Below are 19,386 nucleotides of genomic sequence, written 5' to 3'. Positions count from 1 at the left end.
CTACATTACTAACCCATTAGTCATTAAGAACCATGTCCAACGAACCCGTGTCCACCAGCCTTGAACCGACGCCCAAACGCGAGCGCCGCAAAGAAGCGCGTCCGCGCGAGCTGTTGGACGCGGCTTTGGCCCTCTTTGTAGAAAAGGGCTTCACCGCGACGCGCTCTGAAGAAGTGGCTGCACGCGCTGGCGTGTCTAAAGGCACTTTGTTTTTGTACTTTCAGAGCAAAGAAGACCTGTTCAAAGCGGTGATTCGCGAAAACATTGGCAGCCTGTTTCCCGCATGGAACGAAGAACTCAACACCTTTGAGGGCAGCAGCGCCGACATGGTCAAGTACGCCATGAACGCTTGGTGGGAACGCGTGGGCAACACAGCGGCCAGTGGCATCGCCAAGTTGGTCATGAGCGAAGCCCAAAACTTCCCCGACGTGGCAGCGTTTTACCAAGCCGATGTGGTGGTGCCGGGCACAAAGCTGCTGCACCGCATCTTGCAGCGCGGCGTCGACAGCGGCGAATTTCGGGCGATGGACACCGACAAAGCGGTTTACACCCTCATCGCCCCCATGATTTTTTTGATGATGTGGAAACACTCCATGGGCGCCTGTGCTGCCTCGGCCAACATCATTGACCCACAAAAATTTATACACATGCAAGTCGACATGCTGCTCAACGGCATGCTCGCTCGGAGCGCCTCATGAAAAACAAAACCCGTTGGCTCATCATCACTGTCATTGTGCTGGCCCTCGTGGCGGGCATTTGGCGCGCCTTGGCATCCAAGCGTGTTCAAAAAGAAGCGGCAGCTGCGCCTGCAGCCGTGCAAACCCACATTGAGTTGGCCAACAGCGACGTGTTGACAGCCAACATGCGCGAGATTACCCAAGGCCTTGCCATTTCGGGCACGGTCAAAGCGCTGAACTACGCCATCATCAAAGCTCGGGTGGCGGGTGAAGTCAAAGACATCACCGTGCGCGAAGGCGATGCGGTGGTCGCTGGCCAAGTGCTGGCACGCATCGACCCGACCGAGTACCAACGCCGCTGGCAGCAAGCGCAAGAACAAGCCGTCGCCGCCAAAGCCCAAATGGACATTGCGCAACGCCAATGGGACAGCAACCAAAGCTTGGTGGCGCAGGGCTTCATTTCTAAACTTGCGTCAGACAACTCTCTCGCCAGCTACCAAGGCGCAGTGGCCAGCCACAAGGCGGCCATCGCAGGTGCCGATGTCGCCCGCAAATCGCTGGATGACGCCACGCTGGTGGCCCCATTTGCAGGTGTGATCGCCTTGCGCGCGGCACAACTGGGCGAACGCGTGGGCATTGATGCCAAGATTTTGGAACTGGTGGACCTGCGCCAGCTTGAAGTGGAAGCCCCTCTCAGTCCCAGCGAATCGATCGACGTGCGCGTGGGCCAAGTGGCCATGCTGCAACTCGAAGACCGCCCCAGCTTCGTCCAAGCCAAAGTTCAGCGCATCAGCCCCAGCGCGCAAACGGGCAGCCGCAGCGTCATGGTCTACCTGCGCCTTGACCCACAACAAGGTCTGCGCCACGGTCTGTTTGCCAAAGGCACTTTGGGTTTGGGCAAGCATCAAGTGATCGCCGTCCCCTTGTCGGCCGTGCGCAGCGACCGCCCGCAGCCCTATGTCCAAGTGGTTGAAAAAGTAGGCGAACGCTTTCAAGTCGCCCACAAAAACGTGGTCGTGGGCGTGACCGGCATCGACCTCGCGCAACCCGAAGCAGAGCCACTGGTCGGCGTGACGGGCATCGCCGCAGGCAGCACCGTGCTCACAGGCCAAGTGGGTGCTCTGCGCGAAGGTTTGGCGGTGACTTACACCACCGCGCCAGCAGCCGCAGCGTCGTCGGCCAGCGCTGTGGCCAAGTAAGCACCGTTCCCCCCTCATAAAGCTCAGCATGTGGTTCACCAAAGTCAGTCTTAAAAATCCGGTCTTTGCGACCATGGTGATGCTCGCCTTTGTGGTGCTGGGCATGTTTTCTTACCAGCGCCTCAAGATCGATCAGTTCCCGAACATTGACTTTCCAGTGGTGGTCATCACCACGGAATACCCAGGCGCGTCGCCCGAGATTGTCGAGAGCGAAGTCAGTAAAAAAATCGAAGAAGGTGTGAACGCGATCGCGGGCATCAACGCCCTCACCTCACGCAGCTACGAAGGCATGTCGGTGGTGGTGGTCGAGTTTCAACTGCAAATCGACGGCCGCAAAGGCGCAGAAGACGTGCGAGAAAAAGTGGCGGCCTTGCGCCCCACCTTGCGCACCGACGTGAAAGAGCCCAAAGTCCTGCGCTTTGACCCCTCGAGCCGCGCCATCTGGTCACTGGCGGTCGTGCCTGACGCGCCTTTGAGTGCCACAGCGTCGGGCGACAAGGCGAAAGCGCTGCAGGCCGTCGAGCTGACCAACTGGGCCGATCAAGTGCTGAAAAAGCGCCTCGAGAACGTGCGGGGCGTGGGCTCGGTGTCGCTGGTGGGGGGCACCAAGCGCGAAATCAACCTGTACCTGAACCCGCAAGCCATGGAGGCGTTGGGCATCAGCGCCGACCAAGTGGTGAATGCGGTCAAAACCGAGGCCCAAGACTTGCCCGTGGGCAGCTTGCGCTCGTTGCAACAAGACCGCGTGATTCAAATCCAAGGACGCATGCTGCGGCCTGAGCAATTTGGCGACATCATCGTGGCACGCAAAGGCACCACGCCCATTCGCCTGAACCAAGTCGCCGCCGTCAATGACGGGGCACAAGAGGTGGAAAGCTTGGCGCTCTACAACGGTCAACGCACCTTGCTGATGACCGTGCAAAAGTCGCAAGATGAAAACACCATCGAAGTCATCGATGGGCTGAACAAAACCATTGCCGAGATGCAATCGCAATTGCCTGCGGGCGTGCGCTTGGAACAAGTGCAAGACGGCTCACGCCCCATTCGCGTGGGGGTGGCCAACGTGCGTCAAACCTTGATTGAAGGCGCCGTCCTGACGGTGCTGATCGTGTTCTTGTTTTTGAACTCGTGGCGCTCCACCGTCATCACAGGCCTCACGCTGCCCATTGCCATCATCGGCACGTTTTTGTTCATGTACATGTTTGGCTTCACCATCAACATGATCACGCTGATGGCCCTGTCGCTGTGCGTGGGCTTGTTGATTGACGATGCGATTGTGGTGCGCGAAAACATCGTGCGCCACGTGCAAATGGGCAAAACGCCCTACCAAGCGGCCATGGACGGCACACAAGAAATTGGCTTGGCGGTGCTGGCCACCACCTTGTCCATCGTGGCGGTGTTTTTACCCATCGGTTTCATGGGCGGCATCATCGGCAAGTTCTTCCATGAGTTTGGCTTGACCATCGTGGCCGCGGTGATGATCTCGATGTTTGTCAGCTTCACGCTCGACCCCATGCTGTCGTCCATCTGGCACGACCCCACCATCCATGCACATGGCGAGCACGGCACATCAAATGCGTTTTATGACCGCACGGTTGGACGCGTGACCGCTTGGTTTGAACGCAGCACCGACCGATTGGTGGCGCTGTATCAACACATCTTGCGCTGGTCGCTGCATCACAAGCGTGCCACGGTGGCGCTGGCTGTAGGCACGTTTGTGGTAAGTATTTTTATGGTCCCACTGCTGGGCACCGAGTTCGTGCCCAAGGCAGATTTCTCAGAAACCTCGGTCAACTTCTACACCCCTGTGGGCTCCTCGCTGGAGGTGACCGAAGCCAAAGCGCAGCAAGTCGAAGCCATCATTCGTGAGTTTCCGGAGGTGCGCTACACGCTGTCCACCATCAACACGGGCACAGCCAACGGCAAAATTTACGCCAACGTTTACGTGCGCTTGGTCGACCGCAAAGACCGACAACGCAACGTCGACCAAATGTCCGCTGCGCTGCGCACGCGACTGCTCGATGTGCCGGGCATTACCGTCACGCATGCGGGCTTGCTCGACTCGGTGGGCGGTAACAAACAAGTGGAATTCTCATTACAAGGCCGTGACTTGCGCGAGCTTGAACGGCTGACCGTGCAAGTCATGGAGAAGGTTCGCACCGTGCCTGGCTTGGTGGACTTGGACTCCAGCATCAAGCCCAACAAACCCACCGTTGACGTGCAAATGCAACGTGAGGCAGCGAATGACTTTGGCCTGTCACTGGGCACCGTGGGCAACCAACTGCGCACCTTGGTGGCGGGCACCACCGTCACCAATTGGCGTGCCGAAGACGACCAAACCTACGACGTCAACGTGCGCTTGAACCCCAACGCCCGCAACAATTTGCAAGATATGGAGCGTCTGCCCTTCACCATTGGCACACAAGCCGACGGCAGCCCGCGCGTGGCCCGTTTGAACCAATTTGCCAAGGTGGTGGAAGGCACAGGCTCCAACCAAATCAACCGCCGCGATTTGATGCGCGAAGTGGCCATCAACGCCAACGTGTACAACCGCTCGGCGGGCGAAGTCTCAGGCGATATTCGCAAAATCATGGACGGCATCCAGTTGCCACCCGGCTATCGCTACCAATTCAGCGGCTCCACCAAAAACATGGCCGAGTCTTTTGGTTACGCCATCTCCGCCTTGGTGCTGGCGATTGTGTTCATCTACATGATCTTGGCCAGTCAGTTCAAAAGCTTCTTGCAACCCATGGCGCTGATGACGGCCCTGCCCCTGACGCTGATTGGCGTGGTGCTGGCCTTGTTGATGTTTGGCTCCAGCCTGTCGATGTTCTCGGTCATTGGCATGGTGATGCTGATGGGCTTGGTTACCAAAAATGCCATTTTGTTGGTCGACTTTGCCATCCGTGCACGCGAGCCCCAGTTACAAGCGGATGGCACGTTCAAACCCGGGCTCGGCCGCAACGAAGCCCTGCTGCTGGCCGCCGAGGTTCGATTGCGCCCGATTTTGATGACCACCCTCGCCATGATTTTTGGCATGGTGCCATTGGCCTTCGCCTTGTCGGAGGGCTCAGAACAGCGCGCGCCCATGGGCCAAGCGGTGATCGGCGGCGTCATCACCTCCTCACTGCTGACCTTGGTGGTCGTGCCCGTGGTGTATTGCTATCTGGACGATTTGGCCCAATGGCTGCAGCGCAAATGGGCGTCAGGCTCTGACAGCACGGCCCGTTAAAATTTTGCTCAGCTTTTACTTACCGATTTTGGAGTTTTGAGATGAATACCCACGAACAAGCCCGCTTCAACATGGTCGAGCAACAAATTCGCCCTTGGCAAGTGCTCGACAAAGCCGCTTTGAACGTGTTGTCGCAGCTGCCTCGCGAATTGTTTGTGCCCCAGGTCTACCAAGCCCTGGCCTACACCGACACCGAAGTGCCGTTGACCAACGGCCACAGCATGCTGCCCCCCCGCGTGGATGCCCGCTTGATGCACGACCTCGAACTGACTGGCACTGAAAAAGTGTTGGCGATTGGTGTGGGCAGCGGCTATTTGTGCGCCTTGGTCGCAGGCCGTGCCCAGCGCGTCATCGGCTTGGAAATGGATTCTGAATTGGCCGCCACCGCACGCGACAACCTGCAACGCGCTGGCGTGACCAACGTGGACGTGCGCCTCGCTGACGGTAGCCAAGGTGCTGCGGGCGATGCCCCCTTCGACGCCATCGTGCTCGGCGGCTCCGTGGCTGAAGTGCCACAAGCCCTGCTGAAACAGCTCAAAGTGGGTGGTCGACTGATGGCCATCGTGGGCCAAGACCCCGTGATGTGCGCCACGCTGTTCACCCGCACTGGCGATGCCGCATGGAGCAGCAAAGCCTTGTGGGACACCACCGCACCACGTTTACAAGGCTTTACAGAGCCAAGTCGTTTCCAGTTCTAAAAGTTCGGCATGATCGATCAAATTCAACCGGTCCAGCTTTCAGACTGGATCGCCGCACATGCCACCGACGGCAACACCGTTGTGTTGGATGTGCGCGAACCTTGGGAAATTCAAACCGCTTGTGTGACGCCGCAAGGGTTTGAACTGGTCAAGATGGTGATGCACACCGTCCCAGCTCGGCTGAATGAACTCGACCGCAACCGCCCCGTTGCTTGCCTGTGCCACCACGGTGCGCGCAGCATGCAAGTGGCCGCATTTTTGGCCCAACAAGGCTTTGCCCATGTGGCCAACATTGCGGGCGGTATTGACGCTTGGTCGGCGCAGGTGGATGCCACCGTGCCCAGATATTGATTGACAGAAAGACACTTATGAAGCTCTCGCGCACCCTGTTTCGCACATTGCCCCTCGCCGCTGCTGTCGCCTTGACATTCGCCAGCGCCGCACAAGCCCAAAGCTTGGTCGACATGTACGAGGCTGCGCGTGCTTACGACGCGAGCTTCATTTCTGCCAAAGCCCAGTTTGAAGCCAACTTGGCCAAAGCCAACCAAACGTTGGGCGGCGTGCTGCCCAACATTGCGTTGTCGGCGAGTGCTTCGCGGACACGTTTTGATCTTCGCCCAGATGGGCAGCCCAATCCAGCTCGCTACTTTTACGGCAGTGGTGTTGCAGCGATCACCTTGGTTCAACCGCTGTACCGCCCTGCTGCATGGGCAGCCTATCGCCAAGGGGGCCCCCTGTTGCAACAAGCGGCAGCTCAATTTGAAGCCGCCGAGCAAGACTTGTTGGTCCGTGTCTCGCAAGCTTACTTTGACGTGCTCACCAGCGAAGCCAGCTTGGCCTCCGTGCAAGCTCAAAAGCAAGCCGTGCAAGAGCAACTGGCCTCGGCGAAACGCAACTTTGAAGTGGGCACGTCCACCATCACCGGCGTACGCGATGCACAAGCCCGTTTTGACCTGAGCACCGCACAGGAAATTGCAGCAGCTAACGACCTTCGCATCAAGCGCTTGGCCCTTGATTTGGCCGTCGGCATGAGCAACACCCAACCCAAACGCTTGGTGGACAACTCCAAACTCATCGAGCCTCCTGCCGACAGTGTGGACAGCTGGGTGTCTCAGTCTGAATCTGCCAGTCCCGCCGTACGTCAGGCCCGATTGGGCTTGGAAGTGGCCAACCTCGAAGTGGACAAAGCAACCGCCGGACACAAGCCCACACTGGATGCACAGCTGAACTACCAAGGCGTGCGCAACGTGTCTGGCTCATCCACAAACCCCACCAGCGGCACCAGTTCACACATCATGAACCCCTCCGCTGCGATCGTCTTGAACGTGCCTATCTTCGCGGGCTTTGCCACGCAATACCGCGTCAAAGAAACGGTGGCCTTAGAAGACAAAGCCCGCTCTGACTACGAAAACGCACGCCGCAACACCGCCCAAGCCACGCGCACGGCTTACTTCGGTTTGGTCGCGGGCCTGAGCCAAGTCAAAGCGCTAGAGGCGGCAGAAGCCTCCACACAAAGCGCGTTGGATGCCAACAAACTGGGTTACTCAGTGGGCGTGAACATCAACATCGACGTGCTGAACTCACAAAGCCAGCTCTACCAAACCAAGCGCGACTTGGCCAAAGCACGCTACGACGTGTTGGTGGGCAACCTCAAGCTGCGCCAAGCCAGCGGCACCTTGACGCCACAAGACTTGCAGCCAATCAACGCCTTGTTGGCACCTTAATCACGTCTTGAGGTAAGGCAGCAGCGCCTGTGCCGTGCGCAGCGCTGCCCCCTTGTGCTCTTGTGAAAACGTCCAACATGCTTGGACATGTGCGTTTTCATCGGCGCTTGAGCCGACCATTTGCAAAGCGGTGACCACGGCCTCCGCCATGTCGGCCACGCGTAACGCAGCCCCCGCGGCTTCAGCCAAGTCAGCCGCTTCGGCAAAGTTAAACGTGTGCGGGCCCATCACCACGGGGCAACCGCATGCCGTGGCTTCAATCAAGTTTTGCCCGCCTAATGGCGCAAAACTGCCGCCCAACAACGCGGCATCGGCCAAGCCGTAGTACAGCGCCATTTCGCCCAACGAATCGCCCAGCCAAATGGTGTCATCGGCTGGGGCAGTCTCAGGGCCATTCGCCCATTCGCTGCGGCGTGACAAGGCAAAACCACGTTGCGTGATGAGCGCTGCCACCTCGTCAAAGCGCTGCGGGTGACGGGGCACCACCAGCCAATGCACCGCATGGAAATGGTGCTGCGCATCGAGCGGCGCATCTTTGAGCGCCTGCAAGGTGTCGAGCCACATGACCTCTTCTCCCTCGCGTGAGCTGGTGAGCAACACCACCGGACGCGTGAGGCTTTGCTTCCACGCCGTGGCTTGCAACAGTTGCTGCGCATCGGGTTTGGCATCGAACTTCAAATTGCCCAACACGCCGTCGACGTTGGCACCCAATTGCCGTAAACGTGCGGCATCGGCTTGGGTTTGGGCGAACACCGCGGTCAAGCCTTGGTAGGCCGGACGCGAGAGCCAAGCCAAACGCTGGGCTTGGCGCATGCTCTTCTCGCTCATGCGGGCATTGACCAACAGCATGGGTATCTGCGCTTGACGGCACAAGGCCACCCAATTGGGCCAGACCTCTGTTTCTAAAACAATGGCGGCACGGGGCTGGAAATGCTGCAAAAACCGCTGCACCACCGCTGGCGTGTCCCACGGTTGCCAGACCTGCACATCACCATCGTGCAGCAGACTTTGGCCTTGAGCACGCCCCGTGGCCGTGCCGTGGGTCAGCAAGATTTTCAGGTCAAGCTGTGCATCACGCATGACCTCGCGCAAGGCCTGCAGCAGCACGGCGGCCGCACGGGTCTCGCCCAGCGACACCGCATGCACCCACACATAAGCCACGCCACTTTGCGCTGCGCACGCTTGGGTGTAGTGCCCAAAACGCTCGTCGATGGCCTCGAGATAGCCGGGCTCTTCCACGCCACGGCGCTGGAGCTTGCGGCGTAAAAAGGGCTGCAATGCGTGCAGAACCCAGCTGTAAAACGTCCGTGTTGTCACAACACACCTCTTAGGCTTGGAGGCATTGCTGCCAAGCTCGCCACACCGCATCGACCGTGGGGGTGGGGCAGTCCATGACGCTAATTTGGCGACGCAAGCCTTCAGGGCCGGTGCGCCAAGCGGTGTCGAAGTTGTAAATCTGCACATGCGGCAAGTCAAGGGCCACCGCGATGTGGCTCAGGCCGCTGTCTACCCCGATCACGCCAATGCATTGCGCCATCTCGGTCGTGAGTTGGTCCAACGACAGGCGGGGCCACACGACGGCACCCGGCAACATGTCCGCCAAGGCCTCGCTGCGCAAACGCTCTTCTTCGTTGCCGTGAGGCAGCACCACGTCTAAGCCGGTTTCTTTCAAACGCTGTCCCAAGGCATACCAGTGTGACAACGGCCATTCTTTGTCAGCGCGCGAGGTGCCATGCACCAAAACCACCACAGGCTTGCGTTGGCCAGCGGCTTGACCCAAGCCGTAGTTCACCGCCGTGGGCACCGCATAGCCCAACGCTTTCGCACACAGCACACGCCCGCGCTCGACCGCATGAATGTGCGGCGTGATGGGAATGGCCACATCGGCCACCCAACGCGTGGGGCGCTCGTAGCCCGAGCCGTCGGTGCGATTGGCCATGGCAACGCGTTTGCCGGTCGGTGTCGTTCGCGCCAACCAAGCCACCAGCGCCGACTTGGTGAGGCCTTGCAGATCGATCACCACGTCATAGGCATCGCGCTGCAAATCGGCTTTGAACGCTTGCCACTCGGCACGGGTTTGCGCGCGCGTGTCTGACTTGAGAAATGCCTTGCGCCAGCGACGCAACTCACATGGAATCACACGTTGCACAGCGGCACAACGTGCGGCCAAAGGAGCAAAGCCACGCTCAACCACCCAGTCGATTTGGGCATGTGGGAACGCGGCTTGAATGTCCATCACGGCGGGCATGGTGTGCACCACATCGCCCAAGGACGAGAGCTTGACGATCAGCACCTTGATGGGTGCTTGACGATCAATCTCTAAAAATACATCAGGCAAGCTCAATGCGCCGCCTCTTGAAACGCCGCATCAGGTTTGACACGGCGCAACAGCGCCAACATGTCGTGCTCAATGCGCGTCAGCGCTTCTTGCGTTTGGCCTTCAAAGCGCAACACCAACACCGGTGTGGTGTTGGAGGCGCGGATCAAACCAAAACCGTCGGCCCAGTCGATGCGCAGGCCGTCAATCACACAGGCTTCGGGCTTGAACTCAGGCGAAGGCAGTTCGCCAGAAGACACCAGCTGCTGCAGCTCCGCGCTCAAGCGGTGGGGTTCGCCCTCAGCGCAACCCACGTTCAACTCAGGCGTGGAGAAGCTGGTGGGCAACGCGTCCAACATCGCATTGGCATCGGGACTGCGGCTCACGATTTCGAGCAACCGGCAACCGGCGTAAGTGCCGTCGTCAAAGCCGTACCAACGCTCTTTGAAGAAGATGTGGCCGCTCATCTCACCGCCCAAAGGTGAATCGACTTCTTTCATCTTGGCTTTGATGAGCGAGTGGCCCGTTTTGAACATCAGCGCTTGACCGCCGGCTTCGCGAATGGCGGGGGCCAAACGCTGCGAGCACTTCACGTCAAACACAATCGCACCGCCTGGCACACGCGACAGCACATCGCGGGCGAACAAGGCCATTTGGCGGTCGGGGTAAATGTTGTTGCCGCCTTGGGTGACGATGCCCAAACGGTCGCCATCGCCGTCAAAGGCCAAGCCCAACTCAGCACCGGAGGTTTTCAGGGCAGCGATCAAGTCTTTGAGGTTTTCAGGTTTGCTGGGGTCAGGGTGATGGTTGGGGAAGTTGCCGTCCACCTCGCTGAACAGTTCCACCACCTCGCAGCCCAACGCACGGAAGATGGTGGGTGCCGTGGCACCCGCAATGCCGTTGCCGCAATCGACCACCACTTTCATGGGGCGGCTCAAACGCACATCGCCCACGATGCGGGCCACGTAATCGGCAGTCACATCCACCTGCTTGACGCTGCCGCCTGCTTTGAGTGTCCAGCTCTCAAGCGCCATGATGTGGCGCAAACCTTGAATTTCGTCGCCATAGATGGCGCGGCCGCCGAGGACCATCTTGAACCCGTTGTAATCCTTGGGGTTGTGACTGCCTGTGACTTGAATGCCACTCTTGCACAAGGTGCTGGCTGCAAAGTACAGCATCGGCGTGGTGACTGCGCCCACATCGATCACTTGCACACCCGCAGCGACCAAGCCGCGAATCAACGCGTCAACCAATGAAGGTCCACTCAAACGGCCATCGCGGCCAACCGCCACCGTGGTTTCGCCAGACGCTGCGGCATGGGTGCCAAAGGCACGACCCAAGGCTTCAGCCACATCGGTGTTGAGGGTGGAAGGAACGACACCACGGATGTCGTAGGCTTTGAAGATGGAGGCGTTGAGTTGCATGAACAGATTGTAATTAGTCCGCACTATGATCAATTCTTATGAACCCCCGCGTACTCCTGCCACGACTCGTTCAAACCGTGCGCCCCAGCCCGCTAGGGCCTGTGCTTTTAGCCGCAGGACCACAAGGCTTGAGTGGCATTTGGTTTGTCGGTCAACAACACTTTCCAGACCCCGCGGATTGGACACACGATGACGCACACCCCGTGCTACACGAGGCGCATGCGCAGTTGACGGCCTACTTCGAGGGCGACCTTCAAACCTTTGATCTGCCCTTGCAATTCGTCGAAGGAACGCCCTTCCAACAAGCGGTCTGGCGAGCGCTGCAAAACATCCCCTTCGGCCACACCACCACCTATGGCGACATCGCCCAACGCATCGGCAACCCCCAAGCTGTGCGGGCGGTGGGCGCGGCGATTGGGCGCAACCCGTGGAGCGTGGTGGTGCCTTGCCACCGTGTGGTGGGGGCCAATGGCTCACTCACCGGATATGCGGGTGGGCTGGATCGTAAAGAACACCTGTTGGCCTTAGAAGCCCGCATGAACAGTCCCATCCGATGACCGAAACCGTGTTGCCTTGGCGCCAATGGGTGCCTGAGTTTGTGTTGCTTGCCATTCTGTGGGGCACCTCCTTTTTGTTCATGCGTGAAGGCGCACACGCCTTCGGCCCGTTTGCGACATCGTGGGTGCGCATCAGCATGGCGGCGCTCATGCTCACGCCCGTGTTGGTGTGGCGTGGCGAGGCGGGGCTGCTGCGCCAGCATTGGCGACCCACGTTCATCGTGGGCATGCTGAATTCAGGCATTCCCTTCGCGCTATATGCCTACGCGCTGTTGCACATCAGCACGGGCATGTCGTCCATCTTGAATGCCACCACGCCGCTCTTTGGCGCGGTGATCGCTTGGTTTTGGCTGGGCGACAAACTCAACTCACTGCGTGCGCTCGGATTGGCCCTTGGGTTTGGTGGCGTGGTGCTGCTGGCACTCGGCGTGCCGGGCGGTATCTCGTTCAAAGCGGGCGGCTCGGGGCTGGCGGTGGTCGCTTGTTTGGTGGCGACGTTTTGCTATGGCTTGGCGGGCAGCTTTACCAAGCGCTACTTGCAAGGCATTCCCTCCATGGTGACCACCAGCGGCAGCTTGTGGGGCGTGAGCGTGGGACTGTGCGTCCCTGCCTTGCTCACTTGGCCGGAGGTGTGGCCACCCCTGCGCGCTTGGGCGGCACTGGCCATTGCAGGCTTGATGTGCACCGCTTTCGCCTATGTGCTGTATTTCCGCCTGATGACGCGCACAGGCCCCGCACGCGCGATGACCGTGACCTACCTCATTCCCGTTTTTGCCAATCTGGTGGGCGTGGTCTTTTTAGATGAGGTCGTTACACCGTGGATGCTGGGTTGCGGCCTGGTTATTGTGCTGGGCACCGCTTTGGCTTCGGGATGGATTCAACGCCGCGCCGACTGAGTCACACTATGCACTGACTCGCACAAGACAAACCCTAGTTTTCAAATGGCTGGGTAAGCATTAGCATGCTAACCATTCAATTTGAACAAGGAGTTTTCTGTGCGCATTGCCACCTACCGCTATCAAGATCAACGCCATGTGGGCCAAGTGTCTGCCGATGGTCAAACCGTCACCGCCTTTGACGTGCCTGCCGATGTGGCCCAGCACGGCGCACTGCGCTTGATCGAAACGTTGATGGCCGGCGGCACCTTGCCCGCATTGACTCGCCAAACGGTGGCTGTGGCCGATGTGAAACTCGAAGCCCCCATTCCCCTGCCCCGCCGCAACATTTGGTGCGTGGGCCGCAACTACCACGAGCACGCAAAAGAGCTGTCCACCTCGGTCTTCAAAGACAGCAACACCAACACGCAAGCATGGCCCATCGTGTTCACCAAGGTGCCCGAATGCGTGGTGGGTCCATTTGACGACGTGGTGCTGCCAGGCGCTGCGGTGTCAGACCAAATTGACTACGAATCTGAGTTGGCCGTCATCATCGGCCACGGCGGCAAAAACATCGCTGCGGCTGACGCCATGAAACACATTTACGGCTACACCATCGTCAACGATGTGACGGCACGCGATGTGCAAATGCGCCACCAGCAATGGGACATGGGCAAGTCGTTCGACACCTTCTGCCCCATGGGCCCTTGGTTGGTGACCGCCGACGAACTCGACGGCACACACACCCGCGTGCGCGGCATCATCAACGGCGAACAACGCCAAGATGGTCCCACCGAGAACATGATTTTTGACATTCCGACGCTGATCGAAACCATCTCTCGCGGCATCACGCTCTACCCTGGCGACATCATTGCGACGGGCACACCAGCCGGTGTGGGCATGGGCTTGAAGCCACCGCGCTATTTGAAAGCCGGTGACGTGGTGCGCGTCGAGATTGACGGCATCGGCCACATCGAAAACAAATTCGTCTGAGCGTCCACGTCACGCCCAAAGACAGGAGATACACATGACCATACGCCGCCACATCGTGCTTCGTGGGCTGGCCGCGGGCTTGCTGGCATCCGCCGCTGCATGGCCTGCGTTCGCACAGGACGACTACCCCTCAAGGCCCATCACGATGCTGGTGCCCTTCCCACCCGGCGGCGTGGCGGACACCGTGGGTCGTCCTGTGGCCGAAGCCATGGGTCGCTACCTCAAACAAGCCGTGGTCATTGAAAACAAAGGCGGTGCGGGCGGCGGCATTGGCATGGCACAAGTCGCCAAGTCCAAAGCAGACGGCTACACCGTGTTGATGGCGCTGTCGTCATTGGTGGTGTTGCCTGAAGCGGACAAAGTGCTCAAACGGGCCCCCATGTTTCAGCTCGACCAGCTCAAACCCATCGCACGCTTCAGCGCCGACCCCACCGTGTTGGTGGTGAAAGCCGAGAGCCCTTGGAAAACCTACGCTGAGTTCATGGCCTACGTCAAAGCCAACCCCGCCAAGGTGTCGTTTGGTTCATCAGGCAACTACGGCACCATGCACGTGCCCATGGAGCAACTCAAGGCCGCCACCGCGAGCTACATGCTCCATGTGCCCTACACAGGCGCAGGCCCTGCGGTGATGGCCTTGCTGTCAGGGCAAATCGAAGCTTTGTCGACAGGCCCTGCGAGCGTGACGCAACAAATCAAAGCAGGCAAACTGCGCGCCTTAGCCCACTGGGGCGATGGCCGATTGACTGCTATGCCCGATGTGCCGAGCTTGAAAGAACTCGGCGTGCCCATCAGCTACGCACAATGGTCGGGCATGTTTGTGCCGGCCAACACCCCCGCTGCGGTGGTCGAGAAGTTGCGTCAAGCCGCCAAATTTGCAGCCGCTGATCCACGTGCGAACCAAGCGCTGGTTGCTGCAGGCACTTCGTTCATGTTTCAAGACATGCCCGAGTTCGAGCGTTATGTGCAAGCCGACGCCAAAGACATGGCAGCACTTGTGCAGCGCATTGGCAAGGTGGACTGATGCTGATACAATAGTCGATCGCTTTAGTCGACTTCTAGCACGCGCCTCTACAACGCGCGTGCAGCCCTCTCAGCAGAGAGGGTGTTTAAGTAAATTCCCACTTCTTCGCGTATTTCATTGGCCCATACACAGGGTCAATTTGTGTCGTTTTATTTTTGAGCTATCCATGATTCCAGCTATTCAACTCCAAAACCATGCCATCACATTTGGCAAATACCGCATTGCCGCTTGCCCGCGTGCTTTGCCCAGCGGTCGCTTTGCCGCCCAAGTCTCGGTCGCCAGCGGACGCGGCAGTGCCAGTACAGACCGCGTGATTTGCTTCACCGACGACTTCGCCACCCATGAAGCGGCTGCCAACTTCTCGATGGCACAAGGCTTAGATTGGGTGCAAGGCACCACGCCCAAGCATTGAGCCTTGATCCGCCTTAAGCAGCTGCCAACGTGAAGTGAGCCACCTCACGGCGCGTGGCGTCAGCGGTGCTCGACAACTCCATCACGCTGGCTGTCATTTCCTCGGATGCGGCCGCGTTGCTTCGCGCGATGCGGTCCAGCTCTGACAAATTGGCATTGATTTGTTCGATCGCGCTGGCTTGCTCTTCCAGAGAAGCCGACACGCGTTGCAGCAAGCTGTCGGTCACTTGTGCGCTCTCACCCACATGCGCCATGTCCTCACTGACGGCCTTCACCGCTGACACGGCTTTGGCCGTTTCGCTGGCCGCCTCTTGCACCAAGATCGCAATCTCTTGCGAACTGGCCGCACTGCTGATCGCCAACTTGCCCACCTCATCAGCCACCACGGCAAAGCCTTTGCCATGCTCGCCTGCGCGGGCGGCTTCAATGGCCGCGTTGAGTGACAACAAATTGGTTTTGTTGGCAATCTTTTCAATCACCTCGGTGATCTTGCTGATCTTTTCTGAGTTGCTCGCAATCGCGCTGACCACCTCGACCATGACGGCCATTTTTTCTACACCAGCTTGAACAATTTGCACCGACTCGCGTGACTTCTGCGACGCCATTTCGGTGTTCTTAGACACATCCGAAATCGCAACGCTGGTCTGACGCACCGCAGTCGAAACTTGGCTGATGGCCACGGTCTGATTTTGCGCACCATCGGCAATTTGGCCAATGGCGGACGAGGTTTCATTCGAGGCCGTGGCGAGCTGGCGGGTGTTGACGTTGATTTCTTTGAGTGACTTCACCATGGCATCCAACGATGCGTTGATGTTCTCTCGCAGCACATTCAAATCGCCCAACCCAGTCTCGTGCACGCGACGACTCAAATCACCGGTTGCCACGTAACGCATGACCTGCCCCACATCACCCAACATCTTCTGCAATGAAGCCATCGCACGCTGTGCGCTGGTGAGCGCCTTGCGGTACTCGCCCTGCGCGTTGACTTCCACTTTGTAGGAGAAGTCGCCCTCGTGCAACGCCAACATGGCACTGTTCAACGTGGCAATGGTGGCCTCAACACGCGCCAAACTCGCATTGACCGAGTTTTTAAGAGTGTCCATGTCGCCTTTGAGCGAAGCCTGCACGGGCTTAGAAAAATCGCCCTCAGCCAGAGATGCCATCACAGCATTCACTTCGCTCAAAGCATCCCCAATGACTTGCATCATGCGGTTGAAAGACGCCGAAGTCAGTGCGATTTCGTCTGACCCGTGCACACTCACACGCTGCGACAAATCAAAACTGTTGGCAATCTGATTCATCGATGTTTGCAAGGCCTGCAACGGCATCTGAATGCTGCGCGTGATCCACAACGTCAAGGTCAAAAAAAGCAGTGTCAGCACCAACACCGAGGTGCTGGCGATCACAAAACTCTGACTGGCCTCGTCAGACAGGCTGCGTGCGTTCTCAATCAACTGACTCGACAACTTGTCGTCGTGTGCTTTGAGGATGTTCATCTTTTCGGAAACCGCTGACCACCAATCGGTGGGGGCAATGCCAAAGCCGCCTTGCGCGGCCTTAGCCAACACCTCATTGCGCATGCGCAAAGACTCTTTCACCGCAGGCTTGTCTAACGCCAAGGTCAACGCTTGCACGTCAGAGGCGCTGGCTGTCTGGCGATACAGCGCGTCAAAGTTATCTTGACGTGCAATGTTGCCAATGAGTTGCGCTTGAGTCGCTGAGTCCAGCGCTTTGTCAGCCGAGAGGGTCGCGTTCACCGCTGCACGCTCACGTCCAGCATATTCTTTGAAACTGATCAAGTAAGCGTAGGCACGGATGCGTTGCGCAAAATCCACCGAAGGCGAAAGCGCCACGGCACTGTAGACAGTCTCGACCAAGGCATTGATGCGCTCCGAATACCACTTGATCGCGGCGCCACCCGACATGGCCTTGGCATCGATCGCTTGACGTTGCGCCATCAAAGCTTCGCGCAACGCAGGCAACTTCGCCACAGGCTGCGCACTGTTGCCAGCCTCGGGGCTGCTCGCCATCAAACGCTGCACCGTGCTGGTCGCCCGCGTCAGCGTGGCGTCTGTTTTGACACGTTGTTCTTTCAGCGCGTTCGCAGCAGCCTCACTGCCGCCCGAAGCCAAGAAGCCAGCAGACATGCCGCGCTCAGATTGCAACTGATGCACCAATTGACCCAAAACGGCCACCTCTGAAACCACCGCAGCACTGGCCTCGTATTGGTTCTTTTCCGTCCAAAAGTCCCACACCTTGCTGAACGACAAACATCCCAAAGCCACCAACAAGGGCAGCACCAAAAGCATGAGCTTGGTTCGAATTTTCAAAGACTGAATCAATGCAAACATTTGATTTCCCTATATATAAAGGTCATCATAACTGTGTGCTTACAAAGACCCTTTTTCTGACACAGTCATCAAATCATTTCGTTTGCCTCTGTCATTTGGCGATTTGAGACTCTGAAATTTGCACGATGGTGCGCTGATTACCGACCATCAACATGACCTGAACAGGCAACCCACCTTCAGGAACGGCCCCCAACACCAAGCCTTTTTCGGCTGGTGCATATTTGATCCACGACGGCAAGGCTGCGCCGTTAACCAGCGAAACCTTGACCGTCTCTTGCGTGGCGTTGGACAGCGTGGTGGTTTCTTCTGGCAACGAAATCACCATGCCTGAGCCACTGCTTGAACTGCCCTTGGGCACCAACACAGCCACTACACCCGTGGTTTGACGATTGGGGACGCGAATGGTGTTCACCACCACGCCACTGCTCGAGCTTGTGGAGCCAGCGACCTCGCCGCCAGAAGAGCTGCCACTCTTTTCAATACTGGCACTGGTCGCGGCAGCGGCCACAGGAACAGGTGTGATCTGAACACTGCTGCTGTTCACCGAGGTCACAGCGGGCACTGGCGTTGCAGCGAGAGAGGTAGGCACAGACAAGGCCACCACAGCGTCTTTGCTGCTGTCGCTAGGCGCTGTTGCATCCTTGCTAGGCGTCACCGTCGCCGCACTTGGTGCGGGTGCTGGCACAGCCATAGGCGCAACATCAACCGTCACGGGACTTGGATTCAATGTCAAACCAGCGGTCGAAACCGGCGCTGTAAACGCTGGCGCAGTCACAACTGGCACAACGGGCGTGGGTGTGGGCACTGCGGGTGGCAGCACTACGGGTGGATTGGGCGAAGTCACTTCAGTTTTCAACAGCAACGTGATTTGCGCGGATGTCAATCCGCTCAATTGCGATCCCGACAAAGAAGCCGCTTGTTGCAAGGTCATGCCAGACAACTGGCTGTTACTCAAACCGGCCAATTGCGACGCAGACAATGCGCTCAGTTGCTGGGTACTGAAACTCGACATCAATGACGACGGTATGCCCATCCATTGATTCGCACTCAAGACCGCCAACTGAGCGGGGGTGAGCGCGGTCAAGTTAGCCGTAGGCATAGACGCAATTTGAGCTGCGCTCAGTGCTGCAATTTGGCTTGGCGTGAACGCCTGCGTTTGCGTCACAGACAGCGCCGCCAATTGCGTCACGCTCAAAGCGCTGACTTGTGAAGGCGTCAACGCTGTCACAGCCGTAATACCCGAGTCGATCGAATTGCCGCCTGTGCTTCCTGTATTTCCTGTCCCAGTGGTCGGAGTCAATTGCGATATATCAGCCATCAGTCCTGTGGGTTGCGTCAACACGTAGTTACTGGCTTCGCTGCCCGCAATCGTGTTCGCAGCGCTCACCGTTTTGGACATGCCCACGTTCTTGTCTGCGAATGCGCCTGCTTGCGTCAACGTCACGTTCGCTGCGTCTGTGCTGATCACGCCGACCAAGATGCCGTTGCTCAACGTGGCCGTAGTTGATCCGTCATAGACCTTGTTTGCCACACTGGTGTTTGCAACCGTCAGCGCTTTGGGCGTGATCGTCCCAGCGGCTGCGCCGTTGGCTGTGATCACATAGTTGCCGCTCATGTCGGCACTCTGGTTATCAACAACGCTGTAGCCCGATTTCACTTGCAGCGTGCTGCCGCCAGAACCCAAGGCGTTCTTGCTTGCAAACTCCTGCTGCGCCACCACCACATCACCGCTGCCGCTGGTGTTGGTCACCACCACCGCTTGCGTGGAGGTTTGTGTGCCGTCGTAAATCTTGGTGTCCGTGACGGGAGCCAACGTCAAGTTGGCTCGGCTCAAGCTCACGCTGTTGTCTGTGCCACGCAGCGTCGTGTACGTGTAGTTCGAGGCCAAGCCACCCGTGCCATCCGTC

At 58.5% G+C, this 19,386-nt stretch carries 16 protein-coding genes; 11 read left to right on the top strand and 5 right to left on the bottom strand.

Features of this window, described 5'->3' with window-relative positions:
• Positions 1-32: 32 nt before the first annotated feature.
• The 6 genes from RMS95_RS10995 to RMS95_RS10970 are packed head-to-tail and all read left to right on the top strand — an operon-like array spanning position 33 to position 7,530.
• Positions 33-698: a TetR/AcrR family transcriptional regulator gene (locus RMS95_RS10995; protein ID WP_310646132.1), complete on the top strand. Its 666-nt coding sequence runs from the start codon at positions 33-35 to the stop codon at positions 696-698.
• Complete coding sequence (locus RMS95_RS10990; protein WP_310646129.1) at positions 695-1,876, top strand: efflux RND transporter periplasmic adaptor subunit; 1,182 nt, start codon at positions 695-697, stop codon at positions 1,874-1,876. Before RMS95_RS10995 ends, RMS95_RS10990 begins: the two co-directional genes overlap by 4 nt.
• Positions 1,877-1,904: 28 nt before the next feature.
• Positions 1,905-5,108 carry an efflux RND transporter permease subunit gene (locus RMS95_RS10985; RefSeq protein ID WP_310646127.1) on the top strand — a complete coding sequence of 1,068 codons (3,204 nt, stop codon included), beginning with the start codon at positions 1,905-1,907 and terminating at the stop codon, positions 5,106-5,108.
• A gap of 41 nt (positions 5,109-5,149) precedes the next feature.
• Positions 5,150-5,806: a protein-L-isoaspartate O-methyltransferase gene (locus RMS95_RS10980; RefSeq protein ID WP_310646125.1), complete on the top strand. Its 657-nt coding sequence runs from the start codon at positions 5,150-5,152 to the stop codon at positions 5,804-5,806.
• A gap of 9 nt (positions 5,807-5,815) precedes the next feature.
• A complete protein-coding gene (locus RMS95_RS10975; RefSeq protein ID WP_310646123.1) occupies positions 5,816-6,157 on the top strand; it encodes a rhodanese-like domain-containing protein in 342 nt (113 codons plus the stop codon).
• A gap of 17 nt (positions 6,158-6,174) precedes the next feature.
• A complete protein-coding gene (locus tag RMS95_RS10970) occupies positions 6,175-7,530 on the top strand; it encodes a TolC family outer membrane protein (protein WP_310646121.1) in 1,356 nt (451 codons plus the stop codon).
• Here the strand turns inward: RMS95_RS10970 and RMS95_RS10965 are convergent, their stop codons facing one another.
• The 3 genes from RMS95_RS10965 to RMS95_RS10955 are packed head-to-tail and all read right to left on the bottom strand — an operon-like array spanning position 7,531 to position 11,271.
• On the bottom strand, positions 7,531-8,898 hold the full coding sequence (locus RMS95_RS10965) for a 3-deoxy-D-manno-octulosonic acid transferase (protein ID WP_405023385.1): 1,368 nt from the start codon (positions 8,896-8,898) through the stop codon (positions 7,531-7,533).
• Positions 8,858-9,874 carry a lipopolysaccharide heptosyltransferase I gene (waaC, locus tag RMS95_RS10960; RefSeq protein WP_310646118.1) on the bottom strand — a complete coding sequence of 339 codons (1,017 nt, stop codon included), beginning with the start codon at positions 9,872-9,874 and terminating at the stop codon, positions 8,858-8,860. Before waaC ends, RMS95_RS10965 begins: the two co-directional genes overlap by 41 nt.
• Positions 9,871-11,271: a phosphomannomutase/phosphoglucomutase gene (locus RMS95_RS10955; RefSeq protein WP_310646117.1), complete on the bottom strand. Its 1,401-nt coding sequence runs from the start codon at positions 11,269-11,271 to the stop codon at positions 9,871-9,873. The genes waaC and RMS95_RS10955 overlap by 4 nt, the downstream gene beginning before the upstream one ends.
• 38 nt (positions 11,272-11,309) lie before the next feature.
• On the opposite strand from RMS95_RS10955, the gene RMS95_RS10950 reads away from it, so the two are divergent.
• The 5 genes from RMS95_RS10950 to RMS95_RS10930 all read left to right on the top strand — a co-directional run bounded on the left by RMS95_RS10950 (position 11,310) and on the right by RMS95_RS10930 (position 15,129).
• Positions 11,310-11,828 (top strand): methylated-DNA--[protein]-cysteine S-methyltransferase, encoded by a 519-nt coding sequence (locus tag RMS95_RS10950; RefSeq protein ID WP_310646116.1) that lies wholly within the window; start codon positions 11,310-11,312, stop codon positions 11,826-11,828.
• Positions 11,825-12,724, top strand: coding sequence for a DMT family transporter (locus tag RMS95_RS10945; RefSeq protein ID WP_310646114.1), 900 nt, complete (start codon positions 11,825-11,827; stop codon positions 12,722-12,724). The genes RMS95_RS10950 and RMS95_RS10945 overlap by 4 nt, the downstream gene beginning before the upstream one ends.
• Positions 12,725-12,823: 99 nt before the next feature.
• Positions 12,824-13,696: a fumarylacetoacetate hydrolase family protein gene (locus RMS95_RS10940; RefSeq protein ID WP_310646112.1), complete on the top strand. Its 873-nt coding sequence runs from the start codon at positions 12,824-12,826 to the stop codon at positions 13,694-13,696.
• A 34-nt stretch (positions 13,697-13,730) separates the two neighbouring features.
• Positions 13,731-14,717 carry a tripartite tricarboxylate transporter substrate binding protein gene (locus RMS95_RS10935; RefSeq protein WP_310646110.1) on the top strand — a complete coding sequence of 329 codons (987 nt, stop codon included), beginning with the start codon at positions 13,731-13,733 and terminating at the stop codon, positions 14,715-14,717.
• Positions 14,718-14,883: 166 nt separating this feature from the next.
• The gene (locus RMS95_RS10930; RefSeq protein WP_310646109.1) at positions 14,884-15,129 is read left to right on the top strand and encodes a hypothetical protein; all 246 of its coding nucleotides are present in this window, start codon (positions 14,884-14,886) and stop codon (positions 15,127-15,129) included.
• Positions 15,130-15,142: 13 nt separating this feature from the next.
• Here RMS95_RS10930 and RMS95_RS10925 read toward each other — a convergent pair whose 3' ends face one another.
• Positions 15,143-17,479: a nitrate- and nitrite sensing domain-containing protein gene (locus tag RMS95_RS10925; protein WP_310646108.1), complete on the bottom strand. Its 2,337-nt coding sequence runs from the start codon at positions 17,477-17,479 to the stop codon at positions 15,143-15,145.
• A 91-nt stretch (positions 17,480-17,570) separates the two neighbouring features.
• A partial coding sequence (locus tag RMS95_RS10920; RefSeq protein WP_310646106.1) for a YDG domain-containing protein occupies positions 17,571-19,386 on the bottom strand: 1,816 nt, incomplete at its 5' end.

The organism is Limnohabitans sp. (genome assembly GCF_031539175.1).
Lineage (GTDB): Bacteria > Pseudomonadota > Gammaproteobacteria > Burkholderiales > Burkholderiaceae_C > Limnohabitans.
This window is presented reverse-complemented; position numbering and strand designations above follow the sequence as displayed.

What these genes read in the sequence shown, in the direction of transcription:
- RMS95_RS10980 (WP_310646125.1), top strand. Translation starts at nt 5,150, where the DNA reads ATGAATACCCACGAACAAGCCCGCTTCAACATGGTCGAGCAACAAATT.
- RMS95_RS10945 (WP_310646114.1), top strand. Translation starts at nt 11,825, where the DNA reads ATGACCGAAACCGTGTTGCCTTGGCGCCAATGGGTGCCTGAGTTTGTG.
- RMS95_RS10950 (WP_310646116.1), top strand. Translation starts at nt 11,310, where the DNA reads ATGAACCCCCGCGTACTCCTGCCACGACTCGTTCAAACCGTGCGCCCC.
- RMS95_RS10990 (WP_310646129.1), top strand. Translation starts at nt 695, where the DNA reads ATGAAAAACAAAACCCGTTGGCTCATCATCACTGTCATTGTGCTGGCC.
- RMS95_RS10930 (WP_310646109.1), top strand. Translation starts at nt 14,884, where the DNA reads ATGATTCCAGCTATTCAACTCCAAAACCATGCCATCACATTTGGCAAA.
- RMS95_RS10955 (WP_310646117.1), bottom strand. Translation starts at nt 11,271, where the DNA reads ATGCAACTCAACGCCTCCATCTTCAAAGCCTACGACATCCGTGGTGTC.
- RMS95_RS10965 (WP_405023385.1), bottom strand. Translation starts at nt 8,898, where the DNA reads ATGCGGTGTGGCGAGCTTGGCAGCAATGCCTCCAAGCCTAAGAGGTGT.
- RMS95_RS10935 (WP_310646110.1), top strand. Translation starts at nt 13,731, where the DNA reads ATGACCATACGCCGCCACATCGTGCTTCGTGGGCTGGCCGCGGGCTTG.
- RMS95_RS10995 (WP_310646132.1), top strand. Translation starts at nt 33, where the DNA reads ATGTCCAACGAACCCGTGTCCACCAGCCTTGAACCGACGCCCAAACGC.
- RMS95_RS10970 (WP_310646121.1), top strand. Translation starts at nt 6,175, where the DNA reads ATGAAGCTCTCGCGCACCCTGTTTCGCACATTGCCCCTCGCCGCTGCT.
- RMS95_RS10925 (WP_310646108.1), bottom strand. Translation starts at nt 17,479, where the DNA reads ATGTTTGCATTGATTCAGTCTTTGAAAATTCGAACCAAGCTCATGCTT.
- RMS95_RS10985 (WP_310646127.1), top strand. Translation starts at nt 1,905, where the DNA reads ATGTGGTTCACCAAAGTCAGTCTTAAAAATCCGGTCTTTGCGACCATG.
- RMS95_RS10975 (WP_310646123.1), top strand. Translation starts at nt 5,816, where the DNA reads ATGATCGATCAAATTCAACCGGTCCAGCTTTCAGACTGGATCGCCGCA.